This window comes from Rhizomicrobium electricum (assembly GCF_011762045.1).
Taxonomy (GTDB): Bacteria; Pseudomonadota; Alphaproteobacteria; order Micropepsales; family Micropepsaceae; genus Rhizomicrobium; species Rhizomicrobium electricum.
On the sequence record NZ_JAASQS010000001.1, the window covers coordinates 538,891 to 562,879 of the forward strand.

At 61.4% G+C, this 23,989-nt stretch carries 25 protein-coding genes; 12 read left to right on the top strand and 13 right to left on the bottom strand.

Annotated features, from left to right (window positions below; translation table 11 throughout):
- Window positions 1-29 precede the first annotated feature (29 nt).
- Window positions 30-1,286, bottom strand: coding sequence for a NupC/NupG family nucleoside CNT transporter (locus FHS84_RS02265; RefSeq protein WP_166930161.1), 1,257 nt, complete (start codon window positions 1,284-1,286; stop codon window positions 30-32).
- Window positions 1,287-1,362: 76 nt separating this feature from the next.
- Between FHS84_RS02265 and pnuC the strand changes: the two genes are divergently transcribed.
- The 3 genes from pnuC (at window position 1,363) to FHS84_RS02280 (ending at window position 4,192) form a co-directional block, all read left to right on the top strand.
- Entirely contained in the window at window positions 1,363-1,944 is a 582-nt protein-coding gene (pnuC, locus tag FHS84_RS02270) for a nicotinamide riboside transporter PnuC (RefSeq protein ID WP_166929857.1), read from the top strand.
- Entirely contained in the window at window positions 1,941-2,921 is a 981-nt protein-coding gene (locus tag FHS84_RS02275; protein WP_166929859.1) for an AAA family ATPase, read from the top strand. The genes pnuC and FHS84_RS02275 overlap by 4 nt, the downstream gene beginning before the upstream one ends.
- A 71-nt stretch (window positions 2,922-2,992) precedes the next feature.
- Window positions 2,993-4,192 (top strand): acyltransferase family protein, encoded by a 1,200-nt coding sequence (locus tag FHS84_RS02280; protein WP_166929861.1) that lies wholly within the window; start codon window positions 2,993-2,995, stop codon window positions 4,190-4,192.
- Window positions 4,193-4,232: 40 nt separating this feature from the next.
- Here the strand turns inward: FHS84_RS02280 and FHS84_RS02285 are convergent, their stop codons facing one another.
- Window positions 4,233-5,216, bottom strand: a complete 984-nt coding sequence (locus tag FHS84_RS02285; protein WP_166929863.1) for a sensor histidine kinase — start codon at window positions 5,214-5,216, stop codon at window positions 4,233-4,235.
- A 137-nt stretch (window positions 5,217-5,353) separates the two neighbouring features.
- Complete coding sequence (locus tag FHS84_RS02290) at window positions 5,354-6,277, bottom strand: LysR family transcriptional regulator (RefSeq protein ID WP_166929865.1); 924 nt, start codon at window positions 6,275-6,277, stop codon at window positions 5,354-5,356.
- 106 nt (window positions 6,278-6,383) lie between these two features.
- Here FHS84_RS02290 and FHS84_RS02295 point away from each other — a divergent pair, with 106 nt between their 5' ends.
- From FHS84_RS02295 to FHS84_RS02310, 4 genes are all read left to right on the top strand, one after another.
- Window positions 6,384-7,136 carry an SDR family NAD(P)-dependent oxidoreductase gene (locus tag FHS84_RS02295; protein ID WP_166929867.1) on the top strand — a complete coding sequence of 251 codons (753 nt, stop codon included), beginning with the start codon at window positions 6,384-6,386 and terminating at the stop codon, window positions 7,134-7,136.
- 110 nt (window positions 7,137-7,246) lie between these two features.
- Complete coding sequence (locus tag FHS84_RS02300; RefSeq protein WP_208393658.1) at window positions 7,247-8,647, top strand: POT-type proton-dependent oligopeptide transporter; 1,401 nt, start codon at window positions 7,247-7,249, stop codon at window positions 8,645-8,647.
- A 212-nt stretch (window positions 8,648-8,859) separates the two neighbouring features.
- Window positions 8,860-9,057: a hypothetical protein gene (locus FHS84_RS02305; RefSeq protein WP_166929869.1), complete on the top strand. Its 198-nt coding sequence runs from the start codon at window positions 8,860-8,862 to the stop codon at window positions 9,055-9,057.
- 203 nt (window positions 9,058-9,260) lie between these two features.
- Window positions 9,261-9,452 (top strand): hypothetical protein, encoded by a 192-nt coding sequence (locus FHS84_RS02310; RefSeq protein WP_166929871.1) that lies wholly within the window; start codon window positions 9,261-9,263, stop codon window positions 9,450-9,452.
- A 28-nt stretch (window positions 9,453-9,480) separates the two neighbouring features.
- On the opposite strand, the gene FHS84_RS02315 is transcribed toward FHS84_RS02310, so the two are convergent.
- From FHS84_RS02315 to FHS84_RS02325, 3 genes are read right to left on the bottom strand one after another with little or no spacing between them, the layout of a single operon-like run.
- Window positions 9,481-10,965: a SpoVR family protein gene (locus FHS84_RS02315; protein ID WP_166929873.1), complete on the bottom strand. Its 1,485-nt coding sequence runs from the start codon at window positions 10,963-10,965 to the stop codon at window positions 9,481-9,483.
- Entirely contained in the window at window positions 10,965-12,269 is a 1,305-nt protein-coding gene (locus FHS84_RS02320) for a YeaH/YhbH family protein (protein WP_166929875.1), read from the bottom strand. The genes FHS84_RS02315 and FHS84_RS02320 overlap by 1 nt, the downstream gene beginning before the upstream one ends.
- On the bottom strand, window positions 12,269-14,212 hold the full coding sequence (locus tag FHS84_RS02325; RefSeq protein ID WP_166929876.1) for a PrkA family serine protein kinase: 1,944 nt from the start codon (window positions 14,210-14,212) through the stop codon (window positions 12,269-12,271). Before FHS84_RS02325 ends, FHS84_RS02320 begins: the two co-directional genes overlap by 1 nt.
- Before the next feature lie 572 nt (window positions 14,213-14,784).
- On the opposite strand from FHS84_RS02325, the gene FHS84_RS02330 reads away from it, so the two are divergent.
- Entirely contained in the window at window positions 14,785-15,336 is a 552-nt protein-coding gene (locus FHS84_RS02330; RefSeq protein WP_166929879.1) for a GNAT family N-acetyltransferase, read from the top strand.
- A 76-nt stretch (window positions 15,337-15,412) separates the two neighbouring features.
- Here FHS84_RS02330 and FHS84_RS02335 read toward each other — a convergent pair whose 3' ends face one another.
- The 3 genes from FHS84_RS02335 to FHS84_RS02345 form a co-directional block, all read right to left on the bottom strand.
- Complete coding sequence (locus FHS84_RS02335; RefSeq protein WP_425061551.1) at window positions 15,413-15,709, bottom strand: energy transducer TonB family protein; 297 nt, start codon at window positions 15,707-15,709, stop codon at window positions 15,413-15,415.
- Between the two features lie 253 nt (window positions 15,710-15,962).
- Window positions 15,963-16,499, bottom strand: coding sequence for a histidine phosphatase family protein (locus tag FHS84_RS02340; protein WP_166929883.1), 537 nt, complete (start codon window positions 16,497-16,499; stop codon window positions 15,963-15,965).
- On the bottom strand, window positions 16,496-16,906 hold the full coding sequence (locus tag FHS84_RS02345) for a tellurite resistance TerB family protein (protein WP_166929885.1): 411 nt from the start codon (window positions 16,904-16,906) through the stop codon (window positions 16,496-16,498). Before FHS84_RS02345 ends, FHS84_RS02340 begins: the two co-directional genes overlap by 4 nt.
- Before the next feature lie 124 nt (window positions 16,907-17,030).
- Between FHS84_RS02345 and metZ the strand changes: the two genes are divergently transcribed.
- The 3 genes from metZ to folE all read left to right on the top strand — a co-directional run bounded on the left by metZ (window position 17,031) and on the right by folE (window position 19,367).
- Window positions 17,031-18,230 carry an O-succinylhomoserine sulfhydrylase gene (metZ, locus tag FHS84_RS02350; RefSeq protein WP_166929887.1) on the top strand — a complete coding sequence of 400 codons (1,200 nt, stop codon included), beginning with the start codon at window positions 17,031-17,033 and terminating at the stop codon, window positions 18,228-18,230.
- A 68-nt stretch (window positions 18,231-18,298) separates the two neighbouring features.
- Window positions 18,299-18,691, top strand: a complete 393-nt coding sequence (apaG, locus tag FHS84_RS02355) for a Co2+/Mg2+ efflux protein ApaG (RefSeq protein WP_166929889.1) — start codon at window positions 18,299-18,301, stop codon at window positions 18,689-18,691.
- A gap of 61 nt (window positions 18,692-18,752) precedes the next feature.
- A complete protein-coding gene (folE, locus tag FHS84_RS02360) occupies window positions 18,753-19,367 on the top strand; it encodes a GTP cyclohydrolase I FolE (protein ID WP_166929891.1) in 615 nt (204 codons plus the stop codon).
- On the opposite strand, the gene hslO is transcribed toward folE, so the two are convergent.
- From hslO to FHS84_RS02380, 4 genes are read right to left on the bottom strand one after another with little or no spacing between them, the layout of a single operon-like run.
- Window positions 19,364-20,266, bottom strand: coding sequence for an Hsp33 family molecular chaperone HslO (gene hslO, locus FHS84_RS02365; RefSeq protein WP_166929893.1), 903 nt, complete (start codon window positions 20,264-20,266; stop codon window positions 19,364-19,366). The two genes, folE and hslO, sit on opposite strands and share 4 nt — an antisense overlap.
- A gap of 55 nt (window positions 20,267-20,321) precedes the next feature.
- Window positions 20,322-20,909 carry a cysteine hydrolase family protein gene (locus FHS84_RS02370; RefSeq protein ID WP_208393659.1) on the bottom strand — a complete coding sequence of 196 codons (588 nt, stop codon included), beginning with the start codon at window positions 20,907-20,909 and terminating at the stop codon, window positions 20,322-20,324.
- 31 nt (window positions 20,910-20,940) lie between these two features.
- Window positions 20,941-21,873: an ornithine carbamoyltransferase gene (gene argF / locus FHS84_RS02375; RefSeq protein ID WP_166929897.1), complete on the bottom strand. Its 933-nt coding sequence runs from the start codon at window positions 21,871-21,873 to the stop codon at window positions 20,941-20,943.
- 15 nt (window positions 21,874-21,888) lie between these two features.
- Window positions 21,889-23,067 carry an acetylornithine transaminase gene (locus tag FHS84_RS02380; protein WP_166929899.1) on the bottom strand — a complete coding sequence of 393 codons (1,179 nt, stop codon included), beginning with the start codon at window positions 23,065-23,067 and terminating at the stop codon, window positions 21,889-21,891.
- A gap of 264 nt (window positions 23,068-23,331) precedes the next feature.
- Between FHS84_RS02380 and FHS84_RS02385 the strand changes: the two genes are divergently transcribed.
- The gene (locus FHS84_RS02385; RefSeq protein ID WP_166929901.1) at window positions 23,332-23,781 is read left to right on the top strand and encodes a GcrA family cell cycle regulator; all 450 of its coding nucleotides are present in this window, start codon (window positions 23,332-23,334) and stop codon (window positions 23,779-23,781) included.
- Window positions 23,782-23,989 lie beyond the last annotated feature (208 nt).

The window sequence follows — 23,989 nt, forward strand, 5'->3', positions numbered from 1 at the left end:
CTCCGCGCTGTCCTGAAACCCCGATATTCCTAGGTTACAGGAAGAAATCCGATCATTGAGGCAGTAAGGCCACTCGCCAACGTGCCGGCCAGCAACGAGCGCATCACCAGCGGCACCACCTCATCGCGGCGTGACGGCTCCAACGCACTCATGCCAGCGATGACGATGCCCACCGACGAGAAGTTGGCGAAGCCGCACATGGCGTAAACGCAAATCAGCGTCGAGCGCGGATCGAGCGCTCCCGCCGGCATTGCGGCAAGATTCATGTACGCGATCAGCTCGTTGAGGATCGTTTTGGTGCCGAGCAGGCTGCCGGCTGTCGCCGCCTCGTTCCACGGCACGCCATAGAGCCACACGATCGGCGCAAAAATCCAACCGAACACGCGCTGCAGCGTGAGCGGCGCACCTGCAACCAGGGGAGCGTGCCCGAGGATCATGTTGGCGAGCGCGACCAGCGCCGTCACCACGATCAGCATGGCGATGATCTGCCAATAGATCTTGAGGCCGACCTCGGTACCGTGGCTGACCGCATCCATACTGGAGCGGTATTTCATATCGGAGTCCGACACGGTATCGGTCGCCGCCGCGCCGGGGATCATGATGCGCGCAATCACGATGGCGCCGAACAGGCTCATCATCGAGGCGATCAGGATGTGCCCTAGAGCTCCCGGCAGCACGGGTTTGAGGATCGTGGCGTACAGTACGAAGACGGTACCCGCCACCACGCTCATGCCGACGGTGAACATGATAAACAACTCGGACCGGTTGAGCTTGCCGAGATAGGGACGGATCACCAACAGGCCTTCGACATTGCCGAGGAACACGGTCGAAGCGCCCCCGAGACCCACCGCGCCGCCGATCCCGAGCACACGCCTGAGAACGATCGCGATCCCCTTGACCACGATGGCCAATATCCGCCAGTGCCACAGCAGCGCCGATAGCGCGCTGATGACGATGATCAGCGGCAAGACGCCGAAGGCGAAATTGATGAAGGCGCCGGCATTGGTGACGGCAAACGGCGCATCGCCGAGACCGACATAGCCGAACACGAACGAGGTGCCCGCCCTGGTCGCCTCGGTCAGGGCGGCCACCACGCCGTTGAGAGCGAACAGCCCGTCGCGGGCCATCGGAACCTTCAAAAGCAGCAGCGCCAGGAAGAACTGCACCAGCACCCCGGCCACGACGGTGCGGACCGGGAACGCGCGCCGGTTCTCGGAGGCAAGCCAGGCGACGAAAAGGATGAAGGCGATGCCGAGCAGGGATTGCGGATGCAAGCCCGGCGACATAGAGGAAAGGAACTCCTGGATTCGCGTCACGCGTGCCCCCGTAGGTATCCGGCCCGGAACAGTAGAAGGGATGGCGATGGCCACCACCGAATTAATCGCCGCAGGCCTCGGGCTGGTCAATGTCTGGCTGGTGGTCCGCCGCAGCGTCTGGAACTACCCGTTCGGCCTCGCCATGGTGACGCTGTACGGCTTCGTGTTCTACGACGCACGGCTCTATTCCGACACGATTCTGCAGGGTTACTTCTTCGTCGTGCAGGTGTTCGGCTGGTGGTACTGGCTGAAAGGCCGGGATGCCGAAGGGCTGGTGCGACCCGAAATCCTGGGGACGAAAGGCCGGCTGTGGGCGCTTGGCGCTACGGCGGCGGCCGCCGCGGTGACGGGCTGGCTCTTTGCGACCTACACCAATGCCGCCGCGCCCTGGTTCGACGCCTTCATCGCCGCCGGCTCGGTGACCGGACAGACGCTGCAGTCCTATCGCAAGGTCGAAAGCTGGCTCTGGTGGATCGCGGTCGACATCGTCGCGGTCGGTGTCTATGCGTGGAAAGGCCTCTATCCCACCACCGGTCTCTACGCGATATTCCTCGTCCTGTCGGTCGCCGGCCTCCTATCGTGGCGGCGTCAGCTTGCAAAATTCGCTTCCGTCGAGGTGTCTGCGTGAGCCGTGGCTTTCTTCTAGGAAAATTCCTGCCGCCCCATCGCGGTCACTTGATGCTGTGCGATTTCGCCCGGACCTATTGCGACGAGCTTACGGTTCTGGTGTGCACGCGCCCATCCGACCCCATCGACGGTGCGCTGCGCGCGACCTGGATGCGCGAATTGGTGCCAAATGTGCGCATCGTTCATCTCGACCGCGACGTGCCGCAGGAGCCCCGCGAGCATCCGGAATTCTGGCCGATCTGGCGCGAGATCATGAAGAACGTCCATCCGGAGCCGATCGATTTCGTATTCAGCAGCGAATCCTATGGCGGACGGCTGGCGGAGGAAGCCGGCGCGCGCCACGTGCCGTTCGATCCCGACCGCCTCGCCGCACCGGTTTCGGGTACCAAGGTGCGCGCCCATCCCTACCTTTTCTGGGACTACCTGCCGCCGCCGGTCCGCGCCCACTACGTCAAAACCGTGTGCCTGTTCGGCCCGGAATCGACCGGCAAATCGACCCTCGCCAAGCGCCTTGCGTCGCATTTCCATACCATCGCGGCACCGGAATACGGGCGCACCTATTGCGAAATCTTCGGCACCTACTGCACCGCCGACGATCTCAGGAACATCGTCAAAGGACAGGCGTCACTCGAAGCGGCCGCCAAGCGCCGCGCCAACCGGCTTCTCATTCTCGATACCGACCGGCTGATGACCGCATTGTGGGCCGACATGCTGCTCGGCATCCGCCCGCCCGATCTCGACGCCGTGCCGGAATTCGCCGATCTCTACCTGCTCGCCGATATCGACATTCCGTGGGCGGACGACGGCACGCGCTATTTCCCCGGCGACGCCGCCCGCCAGCGCTTCTATCGCATCTGCCGCGAGGAGTTGGAAAAGCGGAGCCTGCCGTTCGAGGTGATCGGCGGAGATCGCGACGGACGGCTGAAAATGGCCGCCGATGCGATCAATCGCCATTTCCCGGAGCTGAGCGGAGGCTGATACCTGCCGATTGCCTCCACGGCATACCCCTGCCATGAATAGCGCTAGGGAAACTTCAGAGGGGACATGGCGTGACGGGACGCCCGACAGAGATCAAGGCACTGGCAGGAGCGCGCGCATTTCCGCCGCTGATCCTGGTGCTGTTCCATTTCTGCGAAGGGCACAAATACCGCGGCATGGACGAGGCCATCTGCTCGACCGCGTGGTGGCACTACTACTTCACCTGCGGCAAGTGGTTCGATCTGCCGGTGGCGCACGGCTATTTGTGGGTGGAGTTCTTCTTCGCCCTCTCCGGCTTCATCCTGGTGCACGTCTACAGCGCGCGTACGGCCGAGTTCTGGCGTCTCAAAAGCGGAGCTTATCTCGCGTTCCTGAAGGCGCGGCTGGCGCGGCTTTATCCGGTCCATGTCGTCACCCTGATCTCGATGCTCCTTTTGATGTGGACGCTGAACCAGCTGTCCTATTGGGGCGGCTATCTGTCGATCTATCACCAGCCCTGGGCGCCGATTAACACGTGGCCGAGCTTCGTCGCCAACCTCGCGCTGGTGCAGGCGTGGAACATCTATCCGGTGCTGACCTGGAATGGCGCATCGTGGTTCGTGTCGGTGGAATTCCTGCTGTGCCTGCTCTTCCCGGTCTATCTAGTCCTGTCGCGCGGACGCTGGTGGATGGGCGTGGCGCTGATCGGCTTCGGCGTATCGTGGCTTTTGCTCTTGGCCGTGGGCGGCGGGCATGGCCTCGACGTCACGTTCCATGACGGCATTTTCCGCGGCATGGCCGGGTTCGCCGTCGGTGTCGGCCTCGCCATGGTCTACCGCCAGGCGAAGAAATCCGGCGTCGACACATTGCCGGAATGGGTTTTCCACGCGGCGCAGGCGGTAGCACTTCTCTACCTTCTGTGGGCGACGTACCGGACGGGGTGGAACCATACCGTCAACGATTTATGGACGGCGACAGCATTGTTCGTGCTGATCTTCGTGCTCGCGTTCGATCGCGGTTTTCTCGCCAAAGGATTGGCGACGAAAGTACCCTTGCGTCTGGGCGAATGGTCTTACGGCATCTACATGGGCCAGACTTTCTGGCTGCAGGCGATCCGCTATTTCGAACAGCGCTGGTACCCTTCCGACAATACCCGCATCCTGGGCTTGCGCTTCGGCGACGTGATGTGGTGGGCTGAGCCGTTCATGCTGGTGGGGATTTGCATCGCGTGGGGCGCACTTCTGACGATACTGGTAGAGCAGCCGGCCAATCGGTGGCTGCGGCGCCGGTAAAGCCCGCCGAGATCAAAGCCCTGTCCGCACGGCCCCCGGCTCATTTTGCGTCCGCCGGCCAGCGGAACAGAGCGGTGATGGCGGTGCCGTTCACCGCATAGTGCACGACGCAACCGGAATCGTTGCCTAGAGCGTAGCGGATGAGTTGCGTCCCCAACCCTTCGTCGCGCGTGGGGGCCGACGGCGCCGTCTCGATCCACTCGAGCATCACACCCCCGTTCTCCTTGCGCCACGACAGCACGACGGGACCCAGCCCTTCCGCCAGCGCGCCGTATTTCATCGAGTTGGTGCACAACTCATAAAGCGCCATCGACAGTCCGCCGACATGGCGTGCAGGCACCTTGGCATCGGGACCGGGACGCAGATCGAAGCCGGGATTGGGGAGGAACGGCGCCAGCGCCGATTTGATGAGTTCTGCAAGGTCGACATCGGACCAGCCGCTCTGCACCAACATGTCCTGCGCCGAACCGAGAGCCACCAATCGCGCCGACAGGACGTTCCTGTACTCCGGTACGGTGTGGACCTCGCGCGACAGTTTGGTGGCGATTGCCTGGATTACCGCGATCAGGTTCTTGATGCGATGCACGGATTCGCGCGCGGCGCGGTCGCGGCGCAGTTCGCTTTCAATGAGGGAGTCCTGCACCAGCCGCGACTTGCCGACGATCCAGGCAAGGAACGAGGACAGCACCAGATATATGACGAGCGAGAAGACGGTGCGCGATGACGTGAGAGCGAACGAATTGAACGGCGGCATGAAGAAGTACCACGTCAGCAGCACGGTAACGGCCGTCACGGCAAGCCCGATGCGCGGTCCGCCGAGCAGCGCCGCAATCGTCACCGAAGCGTAGAAGGTGATGAACGGCGGCAAAGGCTCGCCGACCGCAGCGTCAAGCAACGGCTTGGCGATGAAGCCCGCCAGCACCAGCGCGGCCGCGACGGCCCATGCCGCCGCCGAATCCGGACGCAGCCACGGACTGGCGCTCCAGTCGACGAAAACTCTCAGCCAGCGTCGCAATGTCTCCATCAGCGCAGCCCCAGCATGGCGGAGTTTTATTTCGCAAATGTACGGACGATGGTAAACGGCGAAATTGCACCGCGCCGATATGACGTGGCGTAAAATCAATATGTGTAGCATATTATATTGCGGCTGCCGCCCAGGCGTTACGGCGCGGCACGCCCTGTCATGCCCGTGCCTTCTCCCGGCAGTGCGTTACGGAATTCCTCCGTAAGCCAGTCGAGGAAAACGCGCACGCGCGGCGACATCAGCCGGTCGCGCGCAAACAACAGCGATACCGGGGTCGGCGATGGCGGTGTCTCCGGCAAGGTCTCGATCAATCCGGCAAAATTACCTTTGTTGCGATAGCGCGGTATTTGAATCAGGCCGAGACCGCGCAAAGCGGCTTCGCGGTAGCTTTCGGCGGCATCGACTGAGAGTACCATCGGCAGCATCACCGTCTTCTTTTCTCCGTCGACCATGAATTCGAGCGGCAGAACACCGCCGTAGGCCGACGAGCGATAACCGACCATGCGATGCCCATCGAGGCGGTCCCAGCGCTCGGGCGTGCCAAACCGCGCCACGTACTCCGGCGCAACGCACGTCATTTCCGGCAAGAGCGCGACCCGACGGGCGACAAGGTCGGTATTGCCGACCGGTCCGGCGCGCACCACACAATCGACGCCCTCGGCGACCGGGTCGATGAAGCGGTCGGTTTCGCTCATCTGAACATCGAGGCCGGGATGCTCGTCCAAAAAGCGCGGCAAACCGGGCAGAATGATGTGCCGTGCCATCGAGCCCTGGGCATCGATGCGAAGCGTGCCCTTCGGCTTTGCGCCACGGAAAGCAGTTTCCGCTTCCTCGAAATCGGCAAGCAGAGCAAGGCAACGCCGGCGATAAACCTCGCCGTCTGGCGTGAGGTGGACCTTGCGGGTGGTCCGCTCCAAGAGGCGGACGCCGAGCCGTTTTTCCAGACCCTTCACAGCGTCGGTGACCGTCGAGGCGGGCAGGCCGAGGTCGCGCGCGGCGGCGGCAAAACTCATCCGCTCCGCCACCCGGACGAATACCTGCATCGTCTCCAACCTGTCCATTATTCGCATTTTCCGGATAGCAAAGCCGGATAATGCCATATTAACCGGAAAATATGAATGTCTATCTTAGTGGGCGAGAAACACGGCAGCTAACGGAGTAGCCCACATGTCCAAGATAGCCCTCATTACTGGTGCAAGCCGCGGCCTCGGTCGTGCCACCGCCCTCGCCCTTGCTGCCCGCGGCGCGAGCATCATCGGAACCTACGCCAGCAACAAAGCCGCTGCCTACGAGACCGCCGCCGCGGTTGCAGCCAAAGGCGGTAAGGCCGTCATGCTTGCGCTCGACACCGGCGCGATCGCGGGCCACCCCGCATTCGCTGAAGCCGTCCGCAAATCCCTGGAGCAGTTCGGACGCGAGCGCTTCGATTTCCTCGTCAACAACGCGGGGATGGGCGTGCATTCCGCCTTCGCCGAGACCACCGAAGCCGATTTCGACCGGCTGATGAACGTCCACTTCAAAGGCGTGTTCTTCCTGACCCAGAAACTGCTGCCGTTGATCGCGGACGGCGGGCGGATTCTCAACGTGTCGAGCGGGCTGGCCCGTTTCAGCCTGCCGGGATACTCCGCTTACGGAGCGATGAAAGGTGCCGTCGAGGTACTGACACGCTATCTTGCTAAGGAACTGGGACCGCGCGGCATTCGGGTCAACACCATTGCGCCTGGCGCCATCGAAACCGATTTCGGCGGCGGCGCCGTGCGCGACAACAAACAGCTCAATGATTTTGTGGCTTCTATCACCGCACTCGGCCGTGCCGGCCAGCCCGATGAGATCGGCGGCGCCATCGCGGCACTGCTTGAGGACGGCAGCGGCTGGATCAACGGCCAGCGGGTGGAAGTTTCCGGCGGCATGTACGTGTAAACGAGCCCCTCGGTAACCATGTCCGGGGTCCGCCCCCGGACATCTTGACCGGCTTGTCAGGGCCGCCGCTTGGGTCGACAGTGCCCGCCGCGTCGCAATTGGGGCAGCCCGTGAGTATCGCCGATAAGCCGAAAACCGAACGTACATTCCTCGGTCATCCCATCGGCCTGTTGTGGCTGTCGGCGTCGGAGTTCTGGGAGCGCTTCTGCTACTACGGCATGCAGGCGCTCTTGACGCTGTACCTGTTCAAATACCTCCTGCAACCGGGGCATATCGAACAGGTCTGGGGGTTCGAAACCTATCGCCAAGGTGTCGACTGGCTGATCCAGGAAATCCCCTGGCTGTTCCACAAGACTCCGATGGCCTACGCCTCGTACACCTCGCAACTCTACGCCGGCCTCGTGTTCGTCACGCCGCTGATCGGCGGCCCCCTTGCAGACCGGGTGCTGGGACGCACGCTGACCGTGACGTTCGGTTCGATCCTGATGGTGGTCGGCACCTTCCTTTTGGCCGCCAACCACACATTCCTCATCGGCATCGCATGCCTTTTGTGCGGCGTCGGCTGCTTCAAGGGCAATATCGCGGCCCAGGTTGGTGACCTCTACACGATCGATGATCCGCGACGGGCTGACGGCTTCCAGATCTATTTCATGGGCATCCAGATCGCAGTGATTTTCTCGCCGTTGATCTGCTCGTACCTGGGTGAACGGGTCGACTGGCATCTCGGCTTCATTGCCGCCGGTATCGGTATGGTGATCGGCCTGATCGTCTATCTGATCGGCCGCCCGACGTTTCCCAAAGAACGTTTGAAAGCAAAGGTGGCCGAAAAACGCGAAAAGCTGACCGGCCGCGATCTTGGGGCCTTTGTGCTGCTGGTGGTGCTGCTGCCGGTACTGGCCTTCGGGGCCGTCGGCAATCAGCAGATATTCAACGCCTATCTCGTCTGGTCAGGGAACAACTACCAGATGACATATGGGAGCTTCACGGTCCCCTCCGGCTGGATGATGTCGTTTGACGCCGGATTCAGCGCTGTCAGCATGATCGGCGTCATCGCCTTCTGGCGTTGGTACGGCAAGCACCGCAAGGAGCCGGACGAGATCACCAAAATCGCCATCGGCGTCCTGATCAGCATGTGCGCACCGCTGGCGCTGGCCGGCGCTTCCGCGGTCGTGGCAACGACCCATCATCCCGTTAGCCTCGGTTGGGCGGTCGCCTTCCACGTCATCAACGATATCGGTTTCGCCAATGTCTTCCCAGTTGGGCTGGCGCTCTATTCGCGCGCCGCACCGAAAGGCCTCGGCGGCACCATGCTGGCGATCTATTACCTGCACCTGTTCATCGCGAATACGTTGATCGTGGGGCCGGTGGGCGGCCTGTTGGGCTCGATGCCCGACACCCAGTTCTGGCTGCTGCACGTCGCGCTGATGTTCGGCGCTGCTATGGTGTTGCTTGTCGCCCGATTGCTGTTCGGGCACCTTTTGGCGCCCAAATACGCCGAAAATGCTTCATGACAGGGCTGTCATACTAGTGCGAAGTTCTGACTAGGTGCTGCCGGTCCGATTTCAAGGTTCTGGACCATGCGAACGGTGCATACCCGCCCATGTGTGCACTGCAGCATCGAAATCATTGTGCTGTCGCATCTCCCACTTATCTGAAGGACGTGCCCGGAACGAGCGATCCAAAGCGGATCGATATCCGGGACAAACTAAGGAGTGGGTCTAAAATGACTAGCAATTTCAAAAAGATCGCCGGTGCCAGCTTGCTGACCTTGGCCGTACTCGGTGGCGCTGCCACCTATCTTACCACCTCGCTGAATACCCCGGCGCACACGTCCGTCGCCTTTGACGGCGTTACGACCGAGCCTAGCCAGTTCGGCGACCGTCATGCCGAAGTGATCGTGACCGAGGGGCAGGCCTCCTAAGTGCCTGCCTCGCGGCTCCCGCTTATTTCCGGAAGGGAAGGTAAGCCGCTGAATTGCCAAGCCATGCCTGAATTGCATGACCCTTAATTTGGCAAGTTTCCGGAATACCATTGTGGCGCAAATGTGGCAGGCGTATTGTCTCCCCTGAGGCTGGTTAATGGCGGCCCCAATAAGCCGTCGACCGGCCCAGGATGGAGACAGCCATGGATGAATCCTACTCGTCGACTTTGAAGTCGATCGGCGCCATCGTTCTCACTCTCGCTCTGTTCCTCGGTGTCGGCTACTACGTGTACGAATCCCTGTTCGTACCGCCGGGCCCGGCGCAGACCGAAGATGTGGTGGCCACCGCCCCGGCCGCTCAGCCGGCCACGACCGACCAGAAGAACCCGTCATAGCGTCTGGCGTAGGCGCGGCTTTGCCGCGTCAGTCTGCGACTTCCTCGAGCACGACGTCGTGGCCCCATAGACGCTCGATGTGCGCGACCACCTGATCCTTGGTGGCGTGCTGCAACGGGATGCCACGATACATCTTGTGCTCGAGGAACAGCGTCCGGTCTCCCTTGAGATCAGCGTCGACGACCTGAATGTTGGGATCGGCGATCCCCGGATCGTATTGGCGCGCCAACAGGCTACGGACCTTGCGATAGCCCTGCTCGTCGTGAATGGCGCTGACGCGATAGGCGCCCTCGTCCGCCTTGTCGTAGAGCGAGAACAACCGGAAATCGCGGATCAATTTCGGGCTCAGGAATTGCTCGATGAAGCTCTCGTCGCGGTAGTTCGCCCAGGCATCCTTCAGTGCCCCGACCCAATCACCCGAACCGGCAAAATCGGGAAACCAGTCCCGGTCCTCCGCCGTCGGAGCCTCGGCAATGCGGCGGATGTCGCTCATCATCGCAAAGCCGAGTGCATACGGGTTGAGGCCACCGAAACGGCGGTCGTCGAACTCCGGCTGGAATACCACCGAGGTGTGGCTGTGCAGGAACTCCAGCAGCGAGCCTTCCGAAATCAGCCCGCGGTCGTACAAGATGTTCATGATGGTGTGGTGGACGAAGGTGGCACAGCCCTCGTTCATCACCTTGGTCTGGCGCTGCGGATAGAAATACTGCGCCATGTTGCGCACGATACGCAGAATCTCGCGCTGCCAGCCGCGCAAGGTCGGTGAGTTCTTCTCGATGAAATAGAGAAGATTCTCCTCCGGCAGCTTGATCTCGCCGTCGAACTCGTCCTCGTCCACAAGCGTCGGCGGAGCGGCTGGCGGCTCGATCCCCGCGGGCAAAGTGCGCCAGAGATCGTTGTAGGCTTCTTCCTCGTAGGCGGCGCGGCGGCGGCGCTTTTCCAGCACGCGTTCGCGCGACGGCTTGGGCGGGCGGCGATAGCGGAAGACGCCCTGGTCCATCAGCGCGTGGGCGGCATCGAGCACCAGCTCGACCTCGTCGCGGCCATAACGCTCCTCGCAGGCGGAAATGTAGTGCTTTGCGAAAGCGAGATAATCGAGAATGCCCTCGGCGTTGGTCCACTGGCGGAACAAGTAGTTGTTCTTGAAGAAGTGATTATGGCCGAAGGCGGCGTGGGCCATGACGAGGGCTTGCATCGTCATGGTGTTCTCTTCGAGCAGGTACGAAATGCAGGGGCTCGAATTGATGACGATCTCATACGCCAGGGCGGAATAGCCGGCGCGATACATCGTGTCCTCGCGCGCAAACAGCTTGCCGAAGCTCCAGTGATGGTACATCAGCGGCATACCGAGCGAGGAATACGCGTCGAGCATCTGTTCCGACGAGATGATTTCCACCTGATTGGGATAGACGTCGAGCTTCAGATCGTTGAGGGCGATTTCCTCGATCGCCTTGTAGGTGCGGTCGAGGGTCGCGAAATCCCATTCGGCTTCGGTGAAGAGGAGCCCGGTCATCACGCCTCCGCTTTCTTGAACAGCTCGCGGAAGACCGGGAATATGTCCGCCGGCTTGGAGATGCGCTTGGTGGCGAAGTTCGACCATTCCGCCGCAACCGTGCGATAGGCGCGCCAGAGCTCGGCGCCGGAATCCTCGGACGCGAACACTTCCATCTCGCGCTCGTCGAGAATTTCGATATAGGCATAGTACTGACAGAGAGGCATCACGTCCTCGTTGAGCATCTCGACGCAACGCCGCGCATCGCCGGACTGGGTGTAGCCATCGGAAGCCTGGGCTGCGTAGATGTTCCAGTCGGAGGTGGTGTAGCGCTCGCGCTGGATTTCCAGCATCTTGTCGAGCGCTGTCGAGACGATCGTGCCGCCGGACTGACGCGAATAGAAGAATTCCTGCTCGTCCACTTCCTGCGCATCGTGCGTGTGACGGATGAAGACGATATCTACCTTTTTGTAACGACGGCGCAGGAACAGGTGCAGCAGCATGTAGAAGCGCTTGGCGAGATCCTTTTCGCGCTCGCCCATCGAACCCGACACGTCCATCAGGCAGAACATTACCGCCTGCGAGGTCGGCACCGGCTGCTCGGTGTAGGAATTGAAGCGCACGTCGACCGGATCGATGAATCCGACCCATTTGCGCCGCGCGATCGCGTAGGCAAGCTTTTCCTTCAACGCGGAGATTTTCGCGCGCATCTCCTCGGTTTGTGGCTCGCGCTCGAGGGCGGCAAGATCGGCTTCCATCGCCTCGACCTCACGCAAGGAGGGGCGCCGCAGAGCGAGACGGCGGCCTTGCGCATTGCGCATGGTGCGCACCAGATTGATCTGCGACGGCGATCCGGAGGTGGTTATACCCGCACGCTTCCACTGCTTGTTCTGAGTTTCCTTGAGCGTCGTGCGCACCAGATTGGGCAATTCGAGGTCCTCGAAAAAGATATCGAGCACCTCGTCCTCGTTCATGACGAATTCGAAATCGTCTTCGCCCTCGCCCGTGTCGGAGGCTTGCTTGCCCGAACCGCCGGAGCCGCCTTGCGGCTTCTTGATCTCATCACCAGGCAGGAACTCTTTGTTGCCCGGCAGCACGAAATCACGCTCGCCCGCTGCCTTCGGATCGAGCCGGAAGCGCGGCTCTCTGGTGCCCTGGGTGGACACCTTGATCTTGCGTTCCTTGCCGATATCCGCGACAGCGGAATCCTTGAGCGACTTCTGCACCGCGTCGCGAATTTGCTGACGCGCGCGGCGCAGGAAGCGCTGGCGGTTGGCGAGCGACTTGCCTTTCGGGTTCAGCCGCCGGTCGATGAAATACGTCATTAACCCGCCTTGTTCACCCGCATGTACCATTCCACCAACCGCCGGACCTGCCGAGCGGTATAGCCGCGGGCCAGCATGCGCTTGACGAATTCGTTGTGCTTGGTCTGGGTATCGGAATCTTTTTTCGACTCGAAGCTGATGACCGGCAGCAAGTCTTCCACCTGCGTGAACATCCGTTTTTCGATCACCGATCGGATCTTCTCGTACGCCGTCCACCCCGGATTCATACCGTCATGGGTGGCGCGGTAGCGCAGCGAAAATTTGACCACCTCGTTACGGAAGTCCTTGGGATTGGCGATGCCTGCCGGCTTTTCGATCTTGCTGAGCTCGTTGTCGAGCGCATTGCGGTCCAAGAGCTGGCCGGTATCGGCGTCCTTGAAGTCCTGGTCCTCAATCCAGGCGTCGGCATAAGCAATGTAGCGATCGAACAGGTTCTGGCCATACTCGCCATAGCTTTCGAGGTACGCCTTCTGGATTTCCTTGCCGATGAACTCTGCATAACGCGGCGCCAGATCCGCCTTGATGAATTCGAGATATTTCTTCTCGGTGTCGTCAGCATATTGTTCGCGACGGATCGACTGTTCCAACACGTACATCAGGTGCACCGGATCGGCTGCCACCTCGGTGACGTCGTAGTTAAAGGTCTCCGACAGCGACTTATAGGCAAAGCGGGTGGAAATGCCCGTCATGCCCTCGTCGATGCCGGCCTGATCCTTGTACTCCTGCAGCGTCTTGGCCTTGGGATCGGTGTCCTTCAGCTTCTCGCCGTCGTAGACCCGCATCTTGGAGACGATGTTCGAATTCTCGTGCTCCTTGAGCCTGGTCATGACGCAGAACTTGGCGAGCATCTCCAGCGTCTCTGGCGCACAGGGTGAATTTGAAAGTTCCGACCCCTTGAGCAGCTTCTTATAGATCTGCGTTTCCTCATGCACGCGCAGGCAATACGGCACGGTGATGACGCAGATGCGGTCGAGGAAAGCCTCGTTGTTGCGGTTGGCCTTGAACACCGTCCATTCGGCTTCGTTCGAATGCGCCAGGATCACGCCGGCGAACGGAATGGGGCCGAGCGTTTCGGTGCCGACGTAGTTGCCTTCCTGCGTCGCGGTCAACAGCGGGTGCAGCACCTTGATCGGCGCCTTGAACATTTCGACGAATTCGAGCAGCCCCTGGTTGGCGCGGCAAAGACCGCCCGAGAACGAATAGGCGTCGGGATCGTTCTGGCTGTAGTGCTCGAGCTTGCGGATGTCGACCTTGCCGGCCAGCGAAGAGATATCCTGATTGTTTTCGTCGCCCGGTTCGGTCTTCGCCACCGCAATCTGCCGGAGCTTCGACGGATACATGCGGACGACTTCGAACTTGGAGATATCACCGCCGAACTCGTCGAGGCGCTTAACCGCCCAGGGGCTCATGATGCCACCGAGGCGGTGCTTTTCGATGCCGTACTTCTCTTCAAGCAGCGTCATCAATTCCGCAGATCGGAACAGGCCGAGCGGGGATTCGAAAACCGGGCTGATTTCGTCGCCGGCCTTGAGGACGTAGATGGGGTTTTTCTCCATCAAGTCTTTGAGGCGTTCGGCGAGCGAGCTTTTGCCGCCACCCACCGGGCCAAGCAAATAGAGAATCTGACGCTTTTCTTCGAGGCCTTGGGCTGCGTGCTTGAAGTAGCCGACGATGCGCTCAATGGTATCTTCCATGCCGAAGAAGCCATCGAAGGCCTTGTAGATCTTGATGGTGCGGTTGAAGAACAGCCGGCCCAGGCGTGAATCCTGCGCGGTATCCACGAGTTCCGGCTCACCGATCGCCTCGACCATGCGCTCGGCCGGCGTCGCATAAAGCATTTTGTCGTCACGCGCCGCGAGCAACCAGTCGCGCAGCGACATGGTCTCGAAACGTTCGCGCGCATAGTCGCGCGTAAAGATGTCGAAGACATCGAGAGTACCCATCGAAACTCCGTTCCTTCCGCGACGCCCTCACGACAGACTGTCATGAGCCCAGAGGCGTCACGAATGTTTGTAAGCCAATGCGATTATTCCCCCGATTTGGAATTGTTCCAAGGGCCCAACCGCCGTGATTGCATGCCTTTCATGTTTGCTCTGTTACACATACTTTTCCTGTCGCCATCGAACGCGCGTGCGCTCGGCAGCGTTGAAACGCTTCATTCCCCTCGACTGTCGCCGCACACGTAAACGCGTCCGCGGTGTGCATGGTCCCATTGGGACGACGGCGATTGAAACAAGTGTAACGTGATTTGCTCTCGTTCCAAATACACATTGCGCGGATTGTCGAACGCGCGTCACTCTTGAGACACGCGCCTTCCGTATGGGAAAAATTGGAGCGATGTGCACATTCGCGCAGCAATATCAGCGTTAAAATGCTGTGCGGCCAGCGCAGAACGCGGTCTTCCCGTTACACAGGAAACAATCGTTCATTTTCGCACCAGCATCCGGCGCAACACCGGCAAAAAAATTTTTCGAGGTGCTTGCGGGGCCCGCGCGATCGCGCAAAGCTTCTGACTATGAGTAATCTTGCGCTACAGATCCGGCAGGCACGGCTCGACGACGCCGCCGATGTCGCGCAAGTCTATATCGACTCCTGGCACGATACTTATCCTGGGGTATTGCCGAGCGCGCTCTTGCGCGCCATGACCCCACGGGGACAAACCTCGCGATGGGAAGCGGCGATCCGAACGCAAACACGCGAAACGGTATTGGTGGCCGACAGCCGCCAGGGCATCATCGGCATGGCGAGCCTGGGACCGGCGCGCGACAGCGAACTGGGGTTCGACAGCGAGGTCTATACCCTTTACGTCGACCCGGCCTATTTCGGTATGGGTGTCGGACGCGCGCTGCTCAAAAGCGCTTTTACGCGTCTGCGCCAGAGCGGCTATTCCAGTTGCGTGATCTGGGCGCACGCACGGAACCACGCGCGCTTTTTTTATGAAGCCATGGGAGGGCGTCTGATCGCCGAACGCACCGCCAAGCTGATGGGCGAGCCGTGCCCCGAAGTGGCATTCGGCTGGAGAGTCCTGGCGCTGGCCGAGCGAACCGCGGAACGTCCGACATCGTAGGGATCAGTCGCTAGCAAAAGGAAAGCGGCGTCCTTGGAAAAGGAACGCCGCTTTGTCCTTGCGCGGAAACCGCCGTTCACGAATTGGGCGTGAACTTCACCGGAACCTTGATCGAGCCGGTACGGCTGCCAACCGGCAGTGCCTCGGCGACGCACATCGCCGCCTTGTCAAAGCCAGCTGCTGGTGACGGCGCTTCTAAAACCTTGCAATCGTTCAGCTTGCCATCGGCAGCATTACATTCGAGCATCACGGAGGCACCGGTCTTCGTATTCGCATATTTGCTGGCGCAGGCCGCGAACTGCTCCGCCAAGCTGCCCGCCGACGCACCTGCCGTCAAAACCAAGGCCGCCGCCGCAGCGAAAGCTGCATTCATCGTTCTCACTGGAACACCCCTTTTGGTTTTCTACCTGTACTGGTACCGGTATCACGTCCCGGTCCGGGGGGAAGTAGCGCTGTCGCTCTTAACGGCAACTTGCTCAAAAAAGGTTCAAGTGTGGCGGTTTCTCTAGTGGTGAACAAAACCAAAAAGACTTCCGTCGCATTTGCAAAATCCGCGACAAACCTGGGCTCGTTACGGTTGTAAACCGTCACTCCTGCCCGAATGCGGGGATTTTTTTTGAGGGAAGTCAGTCCGGGCCGCGCAAGTCGCGAGGTCGGACGAAGTTAAGCAACTCGCCATCGCCGCGCTCGACCGCACTCCACATCTCGACGTCGAATTCCAGAATCGCGACGGCGGCCGTGGGGTACTCAGCCCCAAGTAGCTGGTGCAGCTTGCGCGTCTTGGTATCGCCCGGTGGCCGCGCCAGTTTCTTGACCGCCTCCTCAAGCCCCGGATTATGGCCGATCAGCAACAGCGTATCGGCCTTGTCGCGTACCTGGCGCACTAGGTTCACGATGGTCAGCCAGCGCGCCAGATAGAGCTCGGGAAGGTGGCGCACGATGGGGGTCACAAACAGCTGAGGCAGAACGAGATCGAGCGTCTCGCGCGTACGCTGGGCTGGCGAACACAGCACCAATTCAGGAAGGAGAGCTTCTTCTTTGAGAAACTGCCCCATGCGAATGGCATCGGAACGGCCGCGATCGGCCAGCCGCCGGTCGCGATCATCCAGGTCCGGAGAGGCCGGAACGGCCTTGGCATGACGCAGTAAAATAAGACGTTTCACGATACCTGATACCGGGCGCGCGCACCGCGTTCGAGTGCGGCGGCCACCAATTTGTCGAGCCCCAAGGCGCGGCGCAGCGTCTCGATCACCCGAATCTCTTCCAGCGCGACGCGGTGGTCGCTGAGCGCCAGCTCGAGAGCGACCCAATACGCGGTTTCGCGCAACGGCTCCGACAGGGCTTGGGTCACCAAGCCGAGAAGCGCCGTCAGCCCTTCCGGCTCCTGCAGAATGGCCGAACAGTCCTCGATCGTCGCACTCAGCCGATCCGGATCGAATTCCCTGAAGGCCGGCAGGCGGCGGGTCAGGTCGCGGATTGATTCGATCTCCCGCTCGTTCATCGCTCCGTCAGCGGCGGAGACGACAACCATGATGTAAATAAGCGCGGTATGGGAGCTGATCGTGTTCATGACAGGAACCATGGCCAATTTCAGGGGAGTGTTTACGGGAACTTGACCCACCCCGGCAAGGCTCGCATGGTTCTCGTCCCATCCACACCTCGGAAGAGCTTCGCATTAGGGCGGTTTTGGACTGATGGCGACACAAAAGAACCCGAAAAACTGGCGACCGCGAACCCTCGCCGTGCGCGGTGGACAGATTCGCACGCCGTTTCAGGAAACCGCCGAAGCGCTGTTCCTGACCTCGGGCTATGCCTATGACGGCCCCGAAGAGCCGGAAGCACGCTTCAAGGGGGAAGCCGACGGCTACACCTACAGCCGCTATGGTAATCCCACCGTCGCCATGTTCGAAGCGCGCATGGCAGCCCTCGAAGGCGCCCCAGTCGCCCGCGCGACCGCAAGCGGAATGGCGGCGGTTTCCTCCGTGTTCCTGTCCGCGCTCAGGAGCGGCGATCATGTGGTCGCGGCCCGCGCCATGTTCGGCGCCTGCCGGCTCGTCGTCGAGGACATCCTCGCCCGCTTCGGCATTACTTCAACGATCGTCGACGGCACCGACCTTGATGCCTGGCAAAAGGCGCTCACGCCGGCGACGAAGATGCTGTTCCTGGAGACCCCCGCCAATCCGACGCTGGCCATCGCCGACCTCCGCGCCATCGCCGAAATCGCCGACAAGGCCGGCGCCAGACTGGTGGTCGACAACGCTTTTGCCAGTCCCGCTTTACAACGGCCGATGCAATTCGGCGCGCACATCGTGGTGCACTCGTCGACGAAATACATCGACGGTCAGGGCCGAGCCATGGGCGGGGTGATCCTGTGCCGCGAGGACTTCCTCGCCGAGCATCTGCAGACATTCCTGCGCAATACCGGACCGATCATCAGCCCGTTCAATGCATGGCTGCACCTGAAAAGCCTGGAAACGCTGGACTTACGCATGCGCGCCCACTGCGAGAACGCGCGGGCGGTAGCCGATTTTCTGGCCGAGCAGAAGGGCGTGCATCGCGTGCTCTATCCCTTCCGTGACGACCACCCACAAGTCACTCTGGCAAAAGCGCAAATGGATGGCGGTGGGGGCGTCGTGGCGTTCGAAATCGACGGCGGCAAGGCTGAAGCTTTTGCGCTCGAACGGGCGCTCAAGCTGATCGACATTTCCAACAATCTCGGCGACGCCAAAAGCCTCATCACCCATCCGGCCACTACCACTCACTGCAAACTGACCCCGGAGGCGCGGGCTGCAGTGGGCGTCAGTGATGGCATGCTGCGTTTGGCGGTCGGACTCGAGGACCCAGCCGACCTCTGCGACGATCTAGCGGAAGCCCTACGGAGCATGCGGAAATAGGCTTACCGCGTTAACCTCCGTCAACGGAACACTTGCCCTTTCCGGCGAGGCGGGGCTTTACTCCGGCCATGTACGAGCGTGTGACACGGGGGATCCGGGTGGCGGTGGAACCGGCCTACCTGGACGACCAATCGGACCCGGACGAGGGACAGTTCCTCTGGTCCTATACCGTTACGATCGAGAACAACGGATCGGAGCCGGTCCAGTTGATCTCGCGCTATTGGCACATTACCGATGCAGTGGGACATATCCAGGAAGTGCGCGGGCCAGGAGTAGTGGGCGCCCAGCCGGTGATCGATCCCGGCAAAAGCTTCCAGTACACCAGCGGCTGCCCTCTTCCGACGGCCTCGGGCCATATGGTCGGGACCTACCAGATGAAGTCGGCGTCCGGTGAGGCGTTCGACGCGGAAATTCCGCCTTTCATCCTTGAAAGTCCGCACGAGCGCCGCCAAGTACACTAATATAAGCAGTGTCAGGTTTCCTTAGCGGCGCCACACGCGTTGCCGCGCGAAAGGTTTTGCCATGTCCGAATCCCGCAAATTCAACGTCAATCGCCCGTCGCGGGAAGAAGCCGAAGAAGCCGTACGGACCCTTTTGCGATGGGCCGGCGACAACCCGAAGCGCGAAGGCCTGATCGACACGCCTAAACGCGTGGTGAAAGCCTATGAGGACTGGTTCTCGGGCTACCAGGAAGATCCCGAAGAATATCTGAAGCGCACCTTCGAGGAAGTCGAAGGCTACGACGACATGATCGTGCTCAAGGACATCCGCTTCGAAAGCCACTGCGAGCATCACTTGGCCCCGATTATCGGCCGTGCCCATGTCGGCTACATGCCCAACAAGCGCGTGGTCGGGATTTCCAAACTCGCCCGCGTGGTCGACACCTTTGCACGGCGCTTCCAGGTGCAGGAAACGATGAACGCCCAGATCGCCGAATGTATTCAGCGCGTGCTGGATCCCAAGGGCGTGGCGGTGGTGATCGAAGCCACGCACCAATGCATGACGACGCGCGGCGTGCATAAACCGGGCGTGACCATGGTCACATCGACCGTCCACGGCGCCTTCCGCACCAACCCATCCACGCGGCGCGAATTCCTGCACGTGATCGGCAACCCGACCGCCAGGATGGAAGGCTAACTCAGCCGGGCCTTGCCGATTTCGTGAACCGTGCCGCAGAACTCGCACTTGGCGCGGATGACACCGTCGGCATCGGCCAGATTGGCGCGTTCTGCTTCCGTGTAGGACTTCAGCACCGTGGCGATGCGCTCGCCGTCGCAATCGCAGCGGAACGTGATCTCCTCCGCCGGCAGCACTCGCACTTCCTCCTGATTGAACAGGCGCCAGAGCAGCGTCTCGGCGGTAAGCGTGGTATCGAGCAGTTCGAGGTCTTCGACCGTCCCTGCGAGCGATGACAGGCGATCCCAATCGTCGGCACCGCGCCGAACGCCTGGCGTTGCCTGCAGCATCAGACCGGCGGCCCGCCAGTGCGGCTCCTTCGAACCGGGCGTGAAGACTGGCGCAGCGGCCAAGCGGATCAGCGTCGGCAATTGCTCCGATTGCTCGAAATAAGTTTCGGCCGACGCCGCAATGCCTTTGGGCGATAGATCGACGATGCCTTGATAGGTCTGGCCACCGCGTACCGGCTCGATGGTGATGGCAAGCGAACCCGCCCCCGTCAGGGCTGCAAACAGCGGCTTCTCGGCGAGCGTGACTTCGTCATCAAGGCGAGCAAAGCCGCGCACGCCCTTCGGCTTGCCACCGGAGGCACCGTAGTAATCGGCAGCGACGATATCGAGCGGGCCATCGGATTTGGTCTGCACCGTCAGGCGGCCATCGAGTTTCAGCGCCGAACCAAGCAGCGCCGACAGCGCCAAAACCTCGCCGGCCACGCGGGCGGCAAGTTCCGGCAACGCATGTACGCTCAAGGCGCGCGCAGAGGTTGCGTCCAGCCGCACGAAACGGCCGCGAACACCCGCGTCAACAACATCGAAGGGCAGGACAAAATCGCCCGTTGGAGCATTCTGGTAGGGTTCCATGATCGAAGGGATATAGGGCTTCGGTGACGGAATTCAATCGGCCCCCGAAAACACCTTATTCGCCCAGGATTTGCGCCGCCGTAAAGATACCCGCGAAACGGTCGCCGAGGGCCGCCAGCTCCGCCTCATGGATGGTGCGGGCCGGAACGAGCCCGTTCGGACCGGGCAGATCGCGAGAGGCGCAGGCATCGGCCACGACAGTCGAAACATACCCGAAACTCAGCGCGTCACGGACCGTCGTCGAGACACACATGTGTGTCATGAAGCCCATGAAAATGACGGCGCGGCCACTGGCGCCCAACCGCATGTCGAGATCGGTCTGGAAAAAACTCGAGGGACGCGGCTTCTCGACCACATCCTCGAACGATACCGGCTTCAACTGCTCGATCGGCTGGCCGCCCCAGCCCTGCCGGTCGAACAACCCGCCCGGTGCCCCTCGCTGGAAAACATGAATGACGCGGCTGCCGGCCACGCGTGCGGCATTAAGAATGCGCTCCGCCGCGGCGATCGCAGGCGCCGCATCGGGTAGTTCCAGCGGACCTTTCAGATACTCGTTCTGATAATCGATCAGAACGAGTGCGGACTCTGCGAGCTTCGGGAGCGCGGGCTCATGCCCGGCAAGGGAGAGTAAGGTTTTGGCCATTGACACCTCCCCTGCGGGGCAATTCACCGGATCACAGTTTCCCTAAACACCACTGCATGATCGCCTTCTGGGCATGGAGGCGGTTTTCAGCCTCGTCCCAAACGGCAGTCTGCGGGCCGTCAATGACGTCATCGGTCACTTCCTCGCCGCGATGGGCCGGCAGGCAATGCATGAAGATCGCGTCTTTGCCGGCGGCCGCCATCAGGCGCGAATTGACCTGGAAGGGCTTAAGCAGATTGTGGCGCTTGGTGGCGTCTTCATCGCCCATCGACACCCACGCATCGGACACAATGCAGTCGGCCCCGGCCACCGCTTCTTCGGCGTTGGTCATGAAGTGGACCTTGCCCTTATGCGCCTTGACCCACTCCTTCACGGGCGGACGCACCTGCAGTTCCGGCGGCGCGGCGACGTTGAGCGTGAAGCCCATTTTCACCGCGGCGTGAATCCACGAGGTGCAGACGTTGTTGGCATCGCCGCTCCAGGCAATAGTCCTACCTTTGATCGGACCCTTCTTCTCTTCGAAGGTCATCAGGTCGGCGATCACCTGGCAAGGATGGCTGAGCTTGGTCAATCCGTTGATGACGGGCATGTCGGCGTTGGCCGCAAGATCCAGCACCATTTCGTGGTCCAGCAGGCGGATCATCACGATGTCGACGTAGCGCGACAGCACGCGCGCGGTGTCGGCGATGGTTTCCTCGCGGGCGAGCTGCATCTGCGCGCCGGTCAGCATGATGGTGGTGCCGCCGAGCTGGCGCATGCCGACGTCGAACGAAATGCGGGTGCGGGTCGACTGCTTGTCGAAGATCATCGCCAGGATGCGGCCTTCGAGCGGCTTGTCGGCGTCGGGCACACCCTTGGGAAGACCCTTGCGCGCTTCCTTGCGGCGCTTGGCTTCGTTCAGGATTGCGGTAAGCGTTGCGGAATCGTGGTCGGAAAGATCGATGAAATGTCTGACGGCGCTCATTGGGCAGCCTCTAGCTTAAGGATTGGTCTCAAACGTCTTGGCGGCGGCGGAGAGCTTCTCCATCGCCTCGCGCACATGCTCCTCCGTGATGGTCAGCGGCGGCAGAACACGAACGACGTTGTCGCCGGCGCCGACCACGAGGAGGCCCGCTCGTCGGGCCGCATTGACGAATTCGACGTTCGGTACCTTCAGCTTGAGACCAAGCAATAGCCCCTGCCCGCGGATTTCGGCGAATACCTGGGGATATTCGGCGAGCAGCCGCCCCATCTGTTGCTGCATGTAGTTCGCGATCTGCTCCACATGCGGCAGGAAATCGGGTTCCAGCGCCATCTCGAGCGCCGCGTTCGCCACTGCCATGGCCAGCGGATTGCCGCCATAGGTCGTGCCGTGGGTACCCGCGGTCATGCCCTTGGCCGCTTCGGCCGTGGCAAGGCAAGCTCCCACGGGGAACCCGCCGCCGATGGCCTTGGCGATGGGCATGATATCGGGCGTGATGCCCGTCCATTCGTAGGCGAATAGCTTGCCGGTGCGTCCGACGCCGGTCTGCACTTCGTCGAAGATCAACAACAGTCCGTTGTCGTCACACAACTTGCGCAAGCCGCGCAGGTATTCCGGCGACATGACGCGCACGCCGCCTTCGCCTTGCACCGGCTCGATCAGAATCGCGGCCGTCTCAGGACCGATGGCGGCTTCCACCGCCTTCAGGTCACCCGGCGGAATGCTGTCGAAACCTTCGACCTTCGGACCGAAGCCCTCCAGGTATTTCGGGTTCCCGCCCGCGGCGATCGCCGCCATGGTGCGGCCGTGAAAGGCGCCCTGGAAGCAGATGATACGGAACCGCTCCGGCTTGCCGCTGACGTACTGATAGCGGCGCGCCATTTTCCAGGCGAGTTCGCAGGCTTCGACGCCCGAATTGGTAAAGAAGCAGGTGTCGGCGAACGTCACCTCGGTGAGTCGCTTGGCAAGGCTTTCCTGGCCGGGCACGCGATAGAGGTTGGACGTGTGCCAGAGCTTTTGCGCCTGCTCGGTCAGCGCCGCCACCAGCCGCGGATGGGCGTGGCCGAACGCGTTGACGGCAATCCCAGCACCGAAGTCCAGATATCGCTGCCCATCCTCGGCGAAAAGGTACGGACCCTCGCCGCGGACGAAACCAACGTCCGTCCGATTGTAGGTTGGCAGCAATACGGGAAACACGTGGACCTCCTGATGAGTCGCAATTTGTGGATAAGGAATGGGGGCTTTAGCCGCTTTGCCCCACCGTCACAAGCAAACTCGTGTCACAAAGCCATGAGTCGCGTTTATCCAATTGGACCTGCTCAAGGAATTTTCGTGCACAGGCTTTCGCTTTCCGCTGAGTCGTATCCTGTGGACGAAGGGCTAGTGGTTCGGCCCCATGCCTTGTGCGAGGTCCCGGAGCCGCTACGATAGGTGGTGGCAGACGGCCGAAAGGAGCACTGCATGACCCAGGCCAATTGGACCGACGACCGCGTCGAACAGCTCAAATCCCTCTGGACCGAAGGCCTTTCGGCCAGCCAGATCGCCCGCACGCTGGGCGGAGTGACCCGCAATGCCGTGATCGGCAAGGTGCACCGCTTGGGCCTCGCCGGCCGGGCTAGCCCCTCACGGGTGGAGCGTCCGCGCCTGCCGACGACTCCGCGGGTGTCGATCCGTCCGCACGTGCCGCCGGCCCCGATCATCGAAGAAGATCCGGTGACCCTCGACGACGGCAACTTCGCGACGGTTCTCACCATCAACGATCGGATGTGCCGCTGGCCGATCGGAGATCCCAGCGAGAATGAGTTCCATTTCTGCGGCCGCAAGCCCAAGTCCGGCTCGCCTTATTGCGAAGCGCATGCCCGCAAGGCCTACCAGCCGCAGCAGCAGCGCCGGGACAAGCTGGCAAGCTGATCGCTTCCGCCTTTCGAGACGCCTGACGAATCGGGCGTCTCGAGGTGCGATAGGGCCTCCTCAACACGAGGGGTTTTGTGCTACCGTTTCCGCCATGAAGAAACGCGTCGAAAAGCCAAAGACGAAGCCCGCCAAACCCGAATCGGCAAAAAGCGAGCCGGCGCCCAAAACGCTTGCCAAAGCGGCCGCACCCTCGCCGCAGGATCCC

Excerpts from the sequence above, each read along its gene's own strand:
- FHS84_RS02325 (WP_166929876.1), bottom strand. The coding sequence starts at position 14,212 with ATGGGTACTCTCGATGTCTTCGACATCTTTACGCGCGACTATGCGCGC.
- metZ (WP_166929887.1), top strand. The coding sequence starts at position 17,031 with ATGGCGACACAAAAGAACCCGAAAAACTGGCGACCGCGAACCCTCGCC.
- apaG (WP_166929889.1), top strand. The coding sequence starts at position 18,299 with ATGTACGAGCGTGTGACACGGGGGATCCGGGTGGCGGTGGAACCGGCC.
- pnuC (WP_166929857.1), top strand. The coding sequence starts at position 1,363 with ATGGCCACCACCGAATTAATCGCCGCAGGCCTCGGGCTGGTCAATGTC.
- argF (WP_166929897.1), bottom strand. The coding sequence starts at position 21,873 with ATGAGCGCCGTCAGACATTTCATCGATCTTTCCGACCACGATTCCGCA.
- FHS84_RS02320 (WP_166929875.1), bottom strand. The coding sequence starts at position 12,269 with ATGACGTATTTCATCGACCGGCGGCTGAACCCGAAAGGCAAGTCGCTC.
- FHS84_RS02335 (WP_425061551.1), bottom strand. The coding sequence starts at position 15,709 with ATGAATGCAGCTTTCGCTGCGGCGGCGGCCTTGGTTTTGACGGCAGGT.
- FHS84_RS02385 (WP_166929901.1), top strand. The coding sequence starts at position 23,332 with ATGACCCAGGCCAATTGGACCGACGACCGCGTCGAACAGCTCAAATCC.
- FHS84_RS02330 (WP_166929879.1), top strand. The coding sequence starts at position 14,785 with ATGAGTAATCTTGCGCTACAGATCCGGCAGGCACGGCTCGACGACGCC.
- FHS84_RS02305 (WP_166929869.1), top strand. The coding sequence starts at position 8,860 with ATGACTAGCAATTTCAAAAAGATCGCCGGTGCCAGCTTGCTGACCTTG.
- hslO (WP_166929893.1), bottom strand. The coding sequence starts at position 20,266 with ATGGAACCCTACCAGAATGCTCCAACGGGCGATTTTGTCCTGCCCTTC.
- FHS84_RS02315 (WP_166929873.1), bottom strand. The coding sequence starts at position 10,965 with ATGACCGGGCTCCTCTTCACCGAAGCCGAATGGGATTTCGCGACCCTC.
- FHS84_RS02295 (WP_166929867.1), top strand. The coding sequence starts at position 6,384 with ATGTCCAAGATAGCCCTCATTACTGGTGCAAGCCGCGGCCTCGGTCGT.
- FHS84_RS02265 (WP_166930161.1), bottom strand. The coding sequence starts at position 1,286 with ATGTCGCCGGGCTTGCATCCGCAATCCCTGCTCGGCATCGCCTTCATC.
- FHS84_RS02285 (WP_166929863.1), bottom strand. The coding sequence starts at position 5,216 with ATGGAGACATTGCGACGCTGGCTGAGAGTTTTCGTCGACTGGAGCGCC.
- FHS84_RS02345 (WP_166929885.1), bottom strand. The coding sequence starts at position 16,906 with ATGAACACGATCAGCTCCCATACCGCGCTTATTTACATCATGGTTGTC.
- FHS84_RS02290 (WP_166929865.1), bottom strand. The coding sequence starts at position 6,277 with ATGGACAGGTTGGAGACGATGCAGGTATTCGTCCGGGTGGCGGAGCGG.
- FHS84_RS02370 (WP_208393659.1), bottom strand. The coding sequence starts at position 20,909 with ATGGCCAAAACCTTACTCTCCCTTGCCGGGCATGAGCCCGCGCTCCCG.
- FHS84_RS02310 (WP_166929871.1), top strand. The coding sequence starts at position 9,261 with ATGGATGAATCCTACTCGTCGACTTTGAAGTCGATCGGCGCCATCGTT.
- folE (WP_166929891.1), top strand. The coding sequence starts at position 18,753 with ATGTCCGAATCCCGCAAATTCAACGTCAATCGCCCGTCGCGGGAAGAA.